Genomic DNA, 13,470 nt, shown 5'->3' on the forward strand with positions numbered 1-13,470 from the left:
CGCGCGGCCTCCGACGGCGCCGGTTGCTCGGGTTCTCGAGTTGTTCGTCATCCCTCGTCATCCTTCGACGTGGTGGTTCGGAGTCGGGAGACAATCTCTTCGGCTTCCTCGAGTGAAGAGGCGCTGATGGTCCGTTCCACCTGCTGCCGATCGTAGGTCGACAGCAGAGAAATTGGAATTCCGGTGTCGTTGTGTTCGGTGGAGAGGCTGAACGGCCCGACATCCTGCTGGATGCCCTGATAGATCACGACGGTGTCATCATCGCTGCCGACGAAGTAGCGGGTCTGGGTCCAGGCGTAGCCGAGGAGCAGGGCGAGGGCGATGGCGAGAGCGATGGCGATCGAGCCGACGAGCCAGGTGAGCCGACGGCGCTTCGCGCGCCGGGCATCCTCCTCGATGAGCTCGTCGAGGTAGTCGTCGGATGCTGGTTCGAAGTGGCTCGGTCCGGACGACGTTCCGCGCCCGGAATGCAGGCGGAGTGAGGGGAGGAGACCCGTTCGTTTGGGTACGGTGTTCTGGAACGCGAGCGGGCGCGACGCGGAGCCGACGATGACGGGAGTCTGCGCGCTCGCCGACTGTTCGGCTCCGACGTCGAAGATCACGACGGTGACGTTGTCGGGCGCTCCCCCGTCGAGCGCCTTGCGGATGAGCTGTTCGCCGACCTGGCGCGCCGGGAGGTCCTGGACGAGAGCGGCCTGGATCGTGTCGTTGTCGACGACGCCAGAGAGACCATCGGAGCAGAGCAGCCACCGGTCGCCCGGGTGGGTGCGCATCACCATCGTGTCGATCTCCGGGTTCGAGTCGACATCGCCGAGGACTCGCATCAGCACGGAACGGCGAGGGTGGACCATCGCTTCTTCTTCGGTGATCCGGCCCGAATCGACGAGGCGCTGCACGAATGTGTGATCCGTGGTGATCTGGCTCAGCTCTCCATCACGGAGCAGATAGATCCGGGAGTCGCCGATGTGGGCGATCGCGACCTCGTCGCCGACCGCGATGATGGCATCCACCGTCGTACCCATGCCACCGAGTTCGGGGTGTTCGAAAACAACCTCCGCCAGCTCCGAATTCGCGGCGCTGATCGCTGTCTGCAGCGAAGCTTCGGCATCCTGGGCACTGGTGAAATCGGAATCCGCCTGCATGATCCGCTTGAGCGCGATGGCACTGGCGACGTCGCCACCGGCGTGGCCTCCCATGCCGTCGGCGACCACGAACAGGTGGGTTCCGGCGTATCCGGAGTCCTGGTTGTTCGAGCGGACTTTCCCGACATGGGAGATCGCCGCAGAGTCGCCTGCTTTCGTCACCGTCTACCGCCGCAGTTCGAAACTGGTCGCGCCGACCTTGATCGGGGTGCCGAGCGTGATCTGCGTCGGTGAGCTGATTCGTTTTCCTCCGAGGAAGGTGCCGTTGGTGGAGTCGAGGTCCTGGATCATCCAGTTCTCGTTCCAGAGGAGGAGCTTCGCGTGGTGGGTGGAGGTGTAGTCGTCGCGGATGACGAGTCCTGAGTCCGGTGCGCGTCCGATCGTGAGCGGATCGCGACCGAGTGAGACCTCGAGGCCCTCCTTGGGACCCGCGGTGATGACGAGCCGTGAGACGTTGTGGATGGTCGCCTTTTCGCTTTTGCGCCCCGACGGTGTGACGGGCGGTGGCGTCGCACTTCTCGGGGGAACAGGCGGCGCGGCGCTGGGACGCGGTGCAGGCGGGGCCTGCTGCCCTGCCTGCGCGGGCTGAGGTTTGCGGGTGCCAGGCCCGAAGATGTCGGAGCGCAGCGCATAAACGATGGCGAAGACAAAGAGCCACAGCAGTAGGAGGAACCCGATGCGGAGCACCAGGAGAGTCAGTTCACTCACGAGGTGGGCCCCCAGAATCCGCCCTCCGCGCCGTAAGCGCGGGTGGAGTCGTCATAGGAGTCGGGTGACGCCGGAGCAGAAGATTGGGCAAGCACTCGGAACACAATACGGGTGCGACCGATCTGCACGACCGAATCGGGCGAAAGGGCGACCTGGCTGAACGGAGCTCCATCCAGCGTCGAACCGTTTGTCGAGCCCAGATCCCGCGCCTGGGCGCGTTCACCATCCCAAAGGATTTCGACATGTTTGCGGCTGGTTCCCGGGTCGTCGATCGTGATGTCCGCGTCGCTTCCGCGACCGATCACCGTGCGGCCCTTGGTGATCGGATGCCGCTTGCCGCCGATGTCGAGGACGGGAGTCCACGAGACCTGACCCTTCACATTGATCGAGTCGAGCTGGAGCATCCCATCAGAGAGGCTGCCGTCTGATTTCAGGCGGATGTCGATACCGCCGGCGAACGTGTAGCCCTGATGTGAGGCGTGTTTCTGCACGAGGCTCGTCAGCTCATCGATCAATGCCGGGCCAATCGCAGTCATGCGCTCGTGGTCGCCGGGCGACATCCGAACGACGAACTGGTTGGGAGCGAGGATGCGGTCACGGCTCATGACGGCCGACTTGGTGTCGAGTTCGCGCTTGAGAGCTGACGTGATTTCAACCGGCTGCAGCCCCGAACGGAAGGTCTTGGCGAACGCTCCGTTTACGGCGCGTTCGAGACCTTTCTCGAAGTTGTCCAGAATGCCCACAGGTCTCCCGATCGTGTCAAATGGCTATGGACATGTTAGTAGGCGGGGCTGGGAGTGCGGCCAAGGGCCGCGAGTGCTCCCCCGAATGGCGATTCGACGGGGGCCATGCTAATCTCGCTGAGTTGACACGCACGTGTCACGACACTGCGCGAGTGGCGGAATTGGTAGACGCGCTGGCTTCAGGTGCCAGTGTTCGAAAGGACGTGGGGGTTCAAGTCCCCCCTCGCGCACAGTGATGGAAAGCCTCCGAGAGATCGGAGGCTTTTTTCATACTCGAGAACTCTCACTCAGCCCGTTCACTGTCCCCGGATACCGGTGGCCGGGATAATGAAGACATGCCGCTTCTTCGTACCCAGACCAGCAGCAACGCCCCTGTGAGCCGAAAAGAGGGCGAGATATGAGAGTCAGCGACACCAGTGACCTGTGGTGGAAGACGGCGGTGTTCTACAACCTCAATGTCGGCACCTACCTCGACTGGAACGACGACGGAGCGGGCGATTTCGAGGGGCTCGGGCACCGGCTCGATTACCTCGCGCAGCTGGGAGTGACGTGCCTCTGGCTCGCACCCTTCTACCCGTCTCCCCGAGCTGACAACGGGTATGACATCGCTGATTACTTCGGCGTCGACCCCCGGTTCGGTGACCTCGGTGACTTTGTCGAGGTAACGCGCACCGCCCATGAGCGGGGGATGCGCGTGATCGTGGACCTGGTCGTGAACCACACATCAGACGCACATCCCTGGTTCCAGGCCGCCCGGCAGAGTCGCGACAGCGTCTACCGCGACTTCTACATCTGGCGTGATGAACCACCGGAGAACTCGCGCGAGAGCATGTTCCCGGACGTCGAGGACGGCGTCTGGTTCTATGACGAGACGGCCGGGCAGTACTACGAGCACTCCTTCTACCGCCACCAACCAGACCTCAACACCGCGAACCCGAAGGTGAGGGAGGCGATCGCGAAGGTCATCGGCTATTGGCTGGAGCTCGGAGTTGACGGCTTTCGCGTTGACGCGGTGCCGTTCCTCATCGACAACAACGGCGAGAACGAGCATGCCTATCTTCAGGCGCTGCGCGGCTTTGTCAGTCGTCGGAATGGCGCGGGCGCCCTGTTGGGTGAGGTGAATCTCCCGTATGACAAGCAGCTTGAGTTCTTCGGCGAGGAAGACGGCGACGAATTGACGATGCAATTCGACTTCGTGGCCAACCAGCGTCTCTACCTCTCGCTCGCGCGTCAGGATGCTGCGCCCCTCGCGGACGCGCTTCGATCGCGCCCGAAGCTCGCCCGCGGCAATCAATGGGCGAACTTCGTTCGGAACCACGACGAGCTCACTCTCGACCAGCTCAGTGACGACGAGCGGGATGAAGTCTTTCGGGCGTTCGCGCCCGAGGAATCGATGCGCATTCATGGGCGGGGCATCACCCGTCGGTTGCCGTCGATGCTCGGCGGAGACCCTCGCTGGATTCGCATGGTGTACAGCCTGATGTTCTCCCTGCCTGGGGCACCGGTGCTGTATTACGGAGAAGAAATCGGGATGGGCGAGCATCCGGATTTGGCCAGGCGAGCCGCGGTACGGACACCGATGCAGTGGGACAGCGGGCGGAACGGCGGTTTCTCTGAAGCTGACGCTGATCGTCTGCCGCTGCCGATCGTCAGCGGTGACTTCGCACCCGAACACGTGAACGCGTCAGATCAGCTGCACGACATGTCTTCGTTGTTCTACTTCGTCAGGCAGCTCATCTCGGCCTATTCGGCGTCGCCGGAGATCGGCTGGGGAGAGTTCGAAATCCTGACGCAGCCGCACAGTTCGGTTCTGGCCCATTCGGTCCGGGGAGAGCGCGGGCAACTCGTCGCCATGCACAACTTCGCTGACGAGCCGCGCGAGATCTCGGTGCACATCGCTGGCACGGAGTCTTCGACGCGGGCCTCTGACGTCTTGAGCGAAACGACGTACGAGATAGAACCCGGCGGAATCCTGCGTGTCACACTCGAAGGTTTCGGGTTCAAGTGGATTCGCATCGCCCGTCCGGGGGAGAAGCGCCTGCTCTGAGGTTTCGCTCGAGTGTCGTTTATTTTTCGCACCGCCTGCCGGGACCCGGTTGTGCCGCGCTGTGCTTACCGGAAGGCTGGGGGTTCTGGATAATCCATCCCCGAGATCTGGAGTACCGAGCATGACAAAGCTGTCGAAAAAGCAAAAGAAGCAAAAGAAGCAAACCTGGAGCGACATCAGTCCGGGCAGGAAAGCTGTCGTCGCGGTGGTGGGCGTCGTGCAACTCGGACTCGCAACGATGGCATGGAGAGACCTGTCTCAGCGGTCCGCCGATCAGGTCAACGGACCGAAAGGTCTCTGGGCAGCGATCATTGCCATCAACTGGGTCGGACCGGTCGCGTACTTCGTGAAGGGGCGACGTACGGGCGCGTGAGGCCGTGAGCGTACGCCGTATGCGCTGCAAGATTGCCCCGCATACGGCATCCTGAGAACGGGCGGCACCCGCAGCGGCTCGGTGAAAGGGATGACCGTGACAGATCAGGCCACACCGGAGACAATAATCTCTCCGGAGGACCCCACCTCCCCGGAGAGCTGGCTCCGCTCGATCCTGACCTACCTCTCGCTGGCCATCATCCTCGGGCTGGGTGCAGTCTTCGCGATCATCGTGATGCTCCCGCTCGCGTTCGTCCTCGTCGCTATCGCGATTCCGTATACGGTCATCGCCACGCTCCTGATTCTGCGGAAGCGCCGTGCGGCGCGAGTAACGCTCGACGAGACGCAGGGCTCCCGGGTGGACCGGATACTGGCGGCCTTCGGCGGCCGATCCCAGCGGTGGTCGTTGATGAACGGCATCCTTCTCGGGCTTCTTGGGCTCGTGCTGCTGGGCAGTGTTCTGCTGGAGCCGTGGCTCGATCTCGACGTCATCGGCGGGTCGATCTTTGTTCTCAGTCTCATTGCGATGTTCAGCGCTGTTGAGATCTGGGTCAACGCCGCGTGGATCTACGGCCGCGACAACGTGCTTTCCGAGGAGTACGCGCTCCGCACCCGAACGGGGTCGTGGAAACTGATTCGCGCAAACCGGGTGTTGGGTTGGGCTATCTGGTACACCGGAGCCGTCATTGCCGGGTGGTTGCTCCTCTTTTACAGCGCAGACGCGCTCGCGGTCGGTGTCTGAACCGACCCGGGTCAGCCGATCGAGCGGATCGACTCCAGAATCTTCTTCGAGAAAGCCTCGGATAGAGGCGCCGAGCCGGTGGACTCCGCTGCTGCCTTCTGGCCCTCCGGACTCGCGACGTGCTCGAGAAACTCCTTGACCAGGAGCGACTCGTTGGCGTCGACGTAGTCCTGGCACGCAATCACGTAGCTGACGAGGACCAGCGGGTACACGCCCTCGGCTGTGCTTGCGCGATCGACGGCGACGACGACGTCGTTGGGGTTTTCGCGTTCCACGAGGGGGGACGCATCAACGATCGCGGCAGCGGCCTCCGGCGAGTAGTCCACGAATGTGTCGCCGACCTTGATGGATGCGACGGACTGTCCAGCCGCTCTGGACGCGTCGACATACCCGATGGTGTTCGAGCCGGTGGAGACGGCGTTGACGACGCCCGAGTTGCCCTGTGCTCCCTCACCGGAATACGGGAAGGTGTTGCTGGGTTCGTTGGGCCAGCTCTCCGGCGCCGCCTGGTGGAGGTAGTCCGTGAAGTTTTCGGTCGTTCCGGAGTCGTCCGAGCGGTGGACGGAAATGACGCGCTCGGTCGGCAGCGGAACACCCGGATTCAATGCCATCAGGGCCGGGTCATTCCACTGATCGATCGTTCCGTTGAAGATACCGGCGACGGAGGTGGCATCCAGCTGCAGTTCTTCGACGCCGTCAATGTTGAAGATGAGGACAAGGGGAGACACATAGACCGGGAGATCGATCGCGCCTGATCCGTCGACACACCGTGGCGAACCTTGTCGCGCTTCTTCGGGATACAGTGCGGCGTCGGAGGTCGCGTAGCTGAACGCTCCGGCGAGGAACTGAACCTTGCCTGCTCCGGATCCGGCGGGATCGTATTCAATCGTGACCCGGGAGTTGTTCCGTTGAACATGAGAAATCCAGGTGTCCTGGGCGACGGCCTGAGCAGTGGATCCACCCCCGCTGAGTGTTCCGACGAGGTCACTCCATGTGTCCCCTTGCTCGTTCGCCGCACATCCCGTCAGCAGTGCAACGGTGACGAGGGCGACAAGAGCCCGGGCAAATCGAAGCGGGCCCGTTGGGGCAGTCTGAGTCAAGTGGGGTTCCTTACAGCTGACAGCGAACAGTCGTCGCGTGCAGGAACAGCCTAAACAATAGAACGCTGTGTGAACATCTGGAGTCGGGGCGCTGGCCGCGGCGACAGAGATCGCTCGATGCCGGGACGGCGCAGTGTCAGCTACAGATCGCTCAACAGCCCCGATACGGAGTCAAGGGCGTTCGGGGTGAGACTGTAGTACGCCCAGGTTCCGCGCTTCTCGCGATTGAGATAGCCCGCGTCGACCAGCACCTTCAAGTGGTGCGAGACCGTGGGCTGACTCAGCCCGAGCGGCTCGGTGAGATCGCACACGCACGCTTCCGCGTCTTCGTGGGAAGCGACAATGGAGAGCAGGCGGAGCCGGGCGGGATCGGCCAGCGCTTTCAGCGAACGAGCGAGTCTCTCCGCACTGGTCGCGTCCATCGGCTCGCGTGCGATCGGTGTGCAGCACGCGCTGAGCTCCGAAATCGTCAGTGAATCGGTTAACGTCACGTGAACTCACCCCCACTGGATTGACAGTCATCGATGTTCTGCCAGACTGAGTACATCGATCTTCATCAATCTAACACCCCGTCGACCGCTGGCGGGTTGAGAGAAATTTCAAGGAAAGAGACTCCGGTGAGCGAAAAACCGTCCGTTCTGTTCGTCTGCGTGCACAACGCCGGCCGCTCCCAGATGGCTGCCGGCTACATGGCCGCTCTCTCCCAAGGTCAAGTCGAGGTCCTCTCCGCTGGCTCAGAGCCCAAGGATCAGATCAACCCGATCGCCGTGCAGGCGATGGCCGAAGAGGGAATCGACATCGCCAACAACACCCCGAAGGTGCTGACGACGGAGGCTGTCAGAGACTCCGACGTCGTCATCACCATGGGCTGCGGCGACACCTGCCCGATCTTCCCTGGCAAGCGCTACGAAGATTGGGAGCTCGACGACCCGGCGGGCCAGGGCATCGACGCCGTGCGCCCCATTCGTGACGACATCAAGGCTCGGATCGAGCAGTTGCTCTCCGAAATCCTGCCCGAGACGGCATAGCGCCATCATGGTCGAGGTCAGCACCCGCCGTGGCCTGCCCGGGTTGACGTTCCCCGAGGACTATCTCCGCAGACTTGCGGTGGATCTCGCCGAGAAGTTCTCTGGAATCTTCAACAGCGAGACCGTTGAGCGTTATGTCCTCGAGTCGTACACCGCGCTTCTGCGGACAGCGACAGTGAAGGCTCACCTCGCAACGAACACCGTCCACTTCGCCACCGATCGCCTGACCGCTCTCGCCCAGGCCAAGGGAGCCCTTGAGCGCACCACGCCGGAGGTGTTGTTCGTCTGCGAGCACAATGCCGGTCGGAGCCAGATGGCGGCCGTGCTCACGCACAAGCTCAGTGGTGGTGCCGTTCACGTCCGGTCCGCGGGTTCGGCGCCTGCCCCCGACCTCAGCAGGACTGTCATCGAAGTGATGGCCGAGATAGGACTCGACCTCGACGATGCGTTCCCGAAGCCGCTCACCGACGACGTCGTGCAGGCCGCCGACGTAGTCGTCACGATGGGTTGTGGGGACGCATGCCCCGTCTACCCGGGTAAGCGATACCAGGACTGGGAACTCACCGATCCCGCCGGTCAACCGATCGAGGTTGTGCGCGAGATTCGGGACCAGATCCGACTTCAGGTTGAACAGATGCTCGAGACCCTCGGAATCGCTATTGCGAGAGAGACCACACCATGATGACCATTGCGGAACTGCCGGCACTGACCGTCCCATCCACGCAGAGGCTCGACAGCCTGCCCGTCGCGATCATCGGCGCCGGCCCGGTGGGACTCGCGGCCGCCGCCCACCTCCTCGAACGCGGAATCGACGTCGTCGTCTTCGAAGCGGGAGCCTCTGCCGGAGCATCCGTCACGGCCTGGGGCCATACCCGGCTGTTCTCGCCGTGGGAGTACCTCGTCGATGAAGCAGCCGGTCGGTTGCTCGACCGAACGGAGTGGCAGGCACCTGCTGCCAAGAAGCTGCCGTTCGGGCGCGAGCTTGTCGACGAGTACCTGCTCCCGTTGGCCTCAACTCCGGAGCTGGCGCCGCGCATCCGCTATTCCAGTACCGTCACAGACGTGAGCCGCCAGGGGATGGACCGCACCCGGTCGACGGGGCGCGGCGCGACTCCCTTCCTCCTGCGGGTTCGCGCGAATGGCGCCACCTCGGAACAGCTCGCGCGTGCGGTGATCGACGCATCGGGCACCTACAGCTCCCCGAACGGCCTGACCGCCAGCGGTCTCGCGCCGGTCGATTATGACGGCATCCGCGATCATGTCGCCCACGCGCTTCCTGACGTTCTCGGCGCCGATCGCGCCCGCTTCGCCGGAAAGCACACGCTCGTCGTTGGTGCCGGGCACTCAGCTGCAAACACCCTGCTCAAGCTCGCCGTCCTGGCGAGGGAGGACGACCGAACGACGATCACCTGGGCCATTCGCGGGCAGAGCCCGGTTCGCGCCTATGGATCGACGAATGACGAACTCGAGGCGCGTGGTCAGTTGGGCGACTCTGTGCACGACCTCGTTCGTCATCAGACGGTAGAACTCCTCGACGGGTTCGAGATCGATGATTTCGGCTCGACGGTGAGCGATCGGGTTGAGGTGCGCGGACGCCGTCGCGGGTCCGAAACCGCTATCGAGGTCGACCAGGTCGTGAACGCCACGGGCTTCCGCCCGGATCTCGGGATGCTGCGGGAGATTCGGCTCTCTCTTGACGAGATCGTCGAAGCGCCTCGCGCGCTGGCGCCGCTGATCGACCCGAACCTGCACAGTTGTGGCACCGTGTACCCACACGGGGTCGCGGAACTCGCGCACCCTGAGCCGAACTTCTACATCGCAGGCATGAAGAGTTACGGCCGTGCTCCCACCTTCCTTCTGCTCACGGGCTACGAGCAGGTCCGGTCGATCGCCGACGAACTCGCCGGAAACCACGGCGCTGCCCGGCGCGTGCAGCTGGTCCTGCCTGAGACCGGTGCGTGTTCGACGGCGGCTGTCGACGACCTCCGTGGATCGGCGTCTGCCTGCTGCAGCTGACCGTCTCTGCCCGGCTCGAACCGTCACGGAAAGATGGACGAACGTCTTCGGCTGAGACAAGGGGTCCACATGCGAACGATCGGGAAGCTCGGCGGCATGAGCTGGGAATCGACCGCCGAGTACTACCGGCTCACGAACGAGCTGGTCGGCGGCTCCAGGCGCTTGACTCGCTGCGCCCGACGAGCGGATGCCGTGGTGGCCGGACAACACGGAAACCACATCGCCGAACCCGCTAGTCAGGGGCGGCGCCCTGCGCTACTGTCTAGCCATCGACGGCTCGGAGACCGTCGCGTCGGCTGAGAGAAGAAGCATCGTGTCAGACAACATCTCCCCACAACCACCGATCGTCCTCATCCACGGACTGTGGATGACCCCCTCCAGTTGGGACACTTGGGCTAACCGGTACCGGGCGCTTGGCCACGATGTGATCGTTCCCGGCTGGCCAGGCATCGACAATCGGACGCCGCAGGAGGTCCGGGCAGATCCGACACCCCTTGAGGGCCTCGGGATCAAGAAAATCGTCGATCACTACGACACGATCATCAGGCGGCTGACCGAAGAACCGATTCTCATGGGGCATTCCTTCGGCGGCATCTTTCTGCAGATGCTGCTCGATCGCGGACTGGGTATCGCCGGGGTCGGCGTGGAACCGGGCCAGCCTGCCGGCGTCATGACCCTCCCGTTTTCGACCCTTCGAACGGGGTTCCCGATCCTGTCGAATCCGTTTGGAATCAATAACACGAGACCGATCAGCAAGGGTCACTTTCACTACACCTTCGGCAACGACCTCAGCCGCGCTGACTCCGACCGGGAGTGGGAGGCCAGCGCAGTGCCGTCGCCCAACAGGGTCTTCTTCGAAGGTGTTCTGTCGCTCCCGAGAAAAAAGTCGGGCATCACCCGGGTGGATTTCACCAAGAAGGACCGGGCTCCGCTGCTGCTCATCTCCGGCGGCATCGACCATGTCGCCCCGCCGGCGATTCAGAAGGCGATGCTCAAGAAGTACTCGGCGGGTCCGTCGCTGGTCGAGCGGGTGGAGTTCCCCAAGCGTTCCCACCGGATCGTCAGTCAGAAAGGCTGGGAGAAGGTCGCCGACTACGCCCTCGGCTGGGCCCTGCAGCACGCGATCGCTCGCAACGCTCCGTCACACTAGTCGCAGAGCAGGAGCTCACTTCCCCACGTAATCGGCCAGGTGTTCACCGGTCAACGTGGAGCGCCCGGCGACGAGGTCCGCCGGTATCCCTTCGAACACGACCACACCACCGTCGTGACCGGCACCGGGGCCGAGGTCGATGATCCAGTCCGCGTGCGCCATGACCGCCTGATGGTGCTCGACGACGATGACGGACTTACCGGAGTCGACGAGCCGGTCGAGCAGCCCGAGCAGGTTCTCGACGTCGGCGAGGTGCAGGCCGGTCGTCGGTTCGTCGAGCACGTAGATGCCACCCTTCTCCGCCATTTGCGTCGCGAGCTTGAGCCGCTGCCGTTCTCCACCGGAGAGGGTGGTGAGCGGCTGGCCGAGACTGAGGTAGCCGAGCCCGACATCCGCGAGGCGTTTGAGGATCGCGTGGGCCGCCGGAGTGCGCGCGTCGCCGCTGCCGAAGAATTGCTCAGCATCCGTCACCGACATCGCGAGGACTTCGCTGATGTCGCGGCCACCAAAGGTGTATTCGAGAACGGATGCCTGGAATCGCTTACCCTCACACACCTCACACGGCGACTCAACGGTAGCCATCATGCCGAGATCGGTATAGATCACTCCCGCCCCATTACAGTTTGGGCATGCACCTTCGGAGTTCGAGCTGAAGAGCGCGGGCTTCACGCCGTTGGCTTTCGCGAACGCCTTACGGATCGGTTCGAGCAGGCCGGTGTAGGTCGCCGGGTTGCTGCGACGTGACCCACGGATCGCGGCCTGGTCGATCGACACGACGCCCGCGCCGCCGGGCAGGGAACCGTGTACAAGAGAACTCTTGCCCGATCCGGCGACTCCCGTCACGACGACGAGCACTCCCAGCGGAATGTCGACGTCCACGTTCCGGAGGTTGTTCGCCGTGGCGCCACGGATCTCGAGGCTTCCGGTTCGTTCGCGCACCGTTTCCTTGAGAGCGACGCGGTCGAGGAGGTGGCGTCCGGTCAGGGTGTCACTCGCCTTGAGTTCTTCGAGGGTCCCCTCGAAACAGATCGAACCGCCCGCGGTGCCAGCGCCGGGCCCGAGGTCGATGATGTGGTCGGCGATCGCGATCATCTCCGGCTTGTGCTCGACGACGAGCACGGTGTTCCCCTTGTCGCGAAGCCGCAGCAGCAGCTCGTTCATCCGCTGGATGTCGTGCGGGTGTAGTCCGATACTCGGTTCGTCGAAGACGTACGTGACGTCGGTCAGCGACGACCCGAGGTGGCGGATCATCTTGGTCCGCTGCGCCTCACCACCGGACAGGGTGCCGGCCGGGCGGTCGAGCGAGAGATAACCGAGTCCGATCTCGACGAACGAATCGAAGATGTGCTGCAGGCCAGCGAGGAGGGGTGCGACCGAGGGCTCGTTCAGGCTGCGGACCCAGTCGGCCAGGTCGCTGATCTGCATCGCGCAGGCGTCGGCGATGTTGACGCCGTCGATCTTCGACGCTCTCGCACCTTCGTTGAGGCGGGTACCTCCACACTCCGGGCAGGCGGTGAAGGTGACCGCTCGGTCGACGAACGCGCGAATGTGGGGCTGCATCGCCTCGCGGTCCTTGGAGAGGAACGACTTCTGGATCTTGGGAATCAGACCCTCGTAGGTCATGTTCATCGACTGGAACGAAACCTTCGTCTGGTCCTTGTAGAGAAAGTCCTGCCGCTCCTGTTCGGTGTAGTCGCGGATCGGCTTGTTCGGATCGAGGAACCCAGACTCGGCGAAGATCCGCACCATCCAGCCATCCGGGTTGTAGCCCGGGATGGTGAGCGCTCCGTCGGCGAGCGACTTCGAGTCGTCGAACAGCTGGGTCAGGTCGATGTCGTTCACCGTTCCCATGCCCTCACAGCGGGGACACATACCACCGGTGATGGCGAAGTCGCGACGCTCTTTGATGGTTTTGCCGCCACGCTCGAGCGTCACGGCACCGGCGCCGCTGATCGACGCGACATTGAACGAGAAGGCCTGCGGCGGACCGACGTGCGGCTGGCCGAGCCGGCTGAAAAGGATCCGCAGCATCGCGTTGGCGTCTGTCGCGGTGCCGACGGTCGAGCGCACGTTCGCACCCATCCGCTCCTGGTCGACGATGATCGCCGTTGTGAGGCCCTCGAGCACGTCGACGTCCGGGCGGTTGAGGCTCGGCATGAAGCCCTGGAGGAACGCGCTGTAGGTCTCATTGATCATCCGCTGTGAATCAGCGGCGATCGTGCTGAACACGAGCGAGCTCTTGCCCGAACCGGAGACGCCGGTGAAAACCGTGAGCCGGCGTTTACGAATCTCGACGCTCACGTCCTTGAGATTGTTCTCGCGTGCCCCCTGCACCCGGATCATGGTGTGGCTGTCGGCAACGTGCTGACCGGTGTGTTCCGGTGCCATGGTCTCGGTGCTCATCGCGTCTCCCGTTCCTCGT

The 13,470-nt window shown here is 63.5% G+C and carries 13 protein-coding genes and 1 tRNA gene; 8 read left to right on the top strand and 6 right to left on the bottom strand.

All coding sequences use genetic code 11. From position 1 onward, the window contains the following. Positions 1 to 47: 47 nt before the first annotated feature. The 3 genes from ACWA1Q_RS00135 to ACWA1Q_RS00145 are packed head-to-tail and all read right to left on the bottom strand — an operon-like array spanning position 48 to position 2,593. Positions 48 to 1,304: a Stp1/IreP family PP2C-type Ser/Thr phosphatase gene (locus tag ACWA1Q_RS00135; protein ID WP_463758532.1), complete on the bottom strand. Its 1,257-nt coding sequence runs from the start codon at positions 1,302 to 1,304 to the stop codon at positions 48 to 50. 3 nt (positions 1,305 to 1,307) lie between these two features. Beyond that, positions 1,308 to 1,850, bottom strand: coding sequence for an FHA domain-containing protein FhaB/FipA (locus ACWA1Q_RS00140; RefSeq protein WP_463758534.1), 543 nt, complete (start codon positions 1,848 to 1,850; stop codon positions 1,308 to 1,310). Further along, positions 1,847 to 2,593, bottom strand: coding sequence for an FhaA domain-containing protein (locus ACWA1Q_RS00145; protein WP_463758535.1), 747 nt, complete (start codon positions 2,591 to 2,593; stop codon positions 1,847 to 1,849). The genes ACWA1Q_RS00140 and ACWA1Q_RS00145 overlap by 4 nt, the downstream gene beginning before the upstream one ends. Positions 2,594 to 2,739: 146 nt before the next feature. On the opposite strand from ACWA1Q_RS00145, the gene ACWA1Q_RS00150 reads away from it, so the two are divergent. The 4 genes from ACWA1Q_RS00150 to ACWA1Q_RS00165 all read left to right on the top strand — a co-directional run bounded on the left by ACWA1Q_RS00150 (position 2,740) and on the right by ACWA1Q_RS00165 (position 5,754). After that, positions 2,740 to 2,823: transfer RNA gene (locus ACWA1Q_RS00150), tRNA-Leu, on the top strand. Positions 2,824 to 2,990: 167 nt separating this feature from the next. Next, on the top strand, positions 2,991 to 4,640 hold the full coding sequence (locus tag ACWA1Q_RS00155) for an alpha-amylase family protein (protein WP_463758537.1): 1,650 nt from the start codon (positions 2,991 to 2,993) through the stop codon (positions 4,638 to 4,640). Positions 4,641 to 4,761: 121 nt separating this feature from the next. After that, positions 4,762 to 5,013: a PLDc N-terminal domain-containing protein gene (locus ACWA1Q_RS00160; protein ID WP_463758538.1), complete on the top strand. Its 252-nt coding sequence runs from the start codon at positions 4,762 to 4,764 to the stop codon at positions 5,011 to 5,013. 96 nt (positions 5,014 to 5,109) lie between these two features. Beyond that, positions 5,110 to 5,754 carry a hypothetical protein gene (locus ACWA1Q_RS00165; RefSeq protein WP_463758540.1) on the top strand — a complete coding sequence of 215 codons (645 nt, stop codon included), beginning with the start codon at positions 5,110 to 5,112 and terminating at the stop codon, positions 5,752 to 5,754. 11 nt (positions 5,755 to 5,765) lie between these two features. On the opposite strand, the gene ACWA1Q_RS00170 is transcribed toward ACWA1Q_RS00165, so the two are convergent. Together ACWA1Q_RS00170 and ACWA1Q_RS00175 are read right to left on the bottom strand one after the other, a co-directional pair. After that, positions 5,766 to 6,854 (bottom strand): phosphate ABC transporter substrate-binding protein PstS, encoded by a 1,089-nt coding sequence (locus tag ACWA1Q_RS00170; protein ID WP_463758541.1) that lies wholly within the window; start codon positions 6,852 to 6,854, stop codon positions 5,766 to 5,768. A 140-nt stretch (positions 6,855 to 6,994) separates the two neighbouring features. Beyond that, positions 6,995 to 7,345 carry an ArsR/SmtB family transcription factor gene (locus ACWA1Q_RS00175; protein WP_463758543.1) on the bottom strand — a complete coding sequence of 117 codons (351 nt, stop codon included), beginning with the start codon at positions 7,343 to 7,345 and terminating at the stop codon, positions 6,995 to 6,997. A gap of 126 nt (positions 7,346 to 7,471) precedes the next feature. Here ACWA1Q_RS00175 and ACWA1Q_RS00180 point away from each other — a divergent pair, with 126 nt between their 5' ends. The 4 genes from ACWA1Q_RS00180 (at position 7,472) to ACWA1Q_RS00195 (ending at position 11,048) form a co-directional block, all read left to right on the top strand. After that, the gene (locus tag ACWA1Q_RS00180; RefSeq protein ID WP_463758545.1) at positions 7,472 to 7,882 is read left to right on the top strand and encodes an arsenate reductase ArsC; all 411 of its coding nucleotides are present in this window, start codon (positions 7,472 to 7,474) and stop codon (positions 7,880 to 7,882) included. 7 nt (positions 7,883 to 7,889) lie between these two features. Continuing rightward, positions 7,890 to 8,564, top strand: a complete 675-nt coding sequence (locus tag ACWA1Q_RS00185; protein WP_463758547.1) for an arsenate reductase/protein-tyrosine-phosphatase family protein — start codon at positions 7,890 to 7,892, stop codon at positions 8,562 to 8,564. Then, a complete protein-coding gene (locus ACWA1Q_RS00190; RefSeq protein ID WP_463758548.1) occupies positions 8,561 to 9,898 on the top strand; it encodes an FAD-dependent oxidoreductase in 1,338 nt (445 codons plus the stop codon). Before ACWA1Q_RS00185 ends, ACWA1Q_RS00190 begins: the two co-directional genes overlap by 4 nt. 313 nt (positions 9,899 to 10,211) lie before the next feature. After that, positions 10,212 to 11,048 carry an alpha/beta hydrolase gene (locus tag ACWA1Q_RS00195; RefSeq protein WP_463758550.1) on the top strand — a complete coding sequence of 279 codons (837 nt, stop codon included), beginning with the start codon at positions 10,212 to 10,214 and terminating at the stop codon, positions 11,046 to 11,048. Between the two features lie 15 nt (positions 11,049 to 11,063). Here the strand turns inward: ACWA1Q_RS00195 and ACWA1Q_RS00200 are convergent, their stop codons facing one another. Next, complete coding sequence (locus ACWA1Q_RS00200) at positions 11,064 to 13,451, bottom strand: ATP-binding cassette domain-containing protein (RefSeq protein ID WP_463758552.1); 2,388 nt, start codon at positions 13,449 to 13,451, stop codon at positions 11,064 to 11,066. Between the last annotated feature and the right edge of the window lie 19 nt (positions 13,452 to 13,470).

The sequence above is a fragment of the Mycetocola sp. TRD_SC_2 genome, assembly GCF_055361225.1.

Excerpts from the sequence above, each read along its gene's own strand:
- ACWA1Q_RS00155 (WP_463758537.1), top strand. The coding sequence starts at position 2,991 with ATGAGAGTCAGCGACACCAGTGACCTGTGGTGGAAGACGGCGGTGTTC.
- ACWA1Q_RS00160 (WP_463758538.1), top strand. The coding sequence starts at position 4,762 with ATGACAAAGCTGTCGAAAAAGCAAAAGAAGCAAAAGAAGCAAACCTGG.
- ACWA1Q_RS00185 (WP_463758547.1), top strand. The coding sequence starts at position 7,890 with ATGGTCGAGGTCAGCACCCGCCGTGGCCTGCCCGGGTTGACGTTCCCC.
- ACWA1Q_RS00190 (WP_463758548.1), top strand. The coding sequence starts at position 8,561 with ATGATGACCATTGCGGAACTGCCGGCACTGACCGTCCCATCCACGCAG.
- ACWA1Q_RS00200 (WP_463758552.1), bottom strand. The coding sequence starts at position 13,451 with ATGAGCACCGAGACCATGGCACCGGAACACACCGGTCAGCACGTTGCC.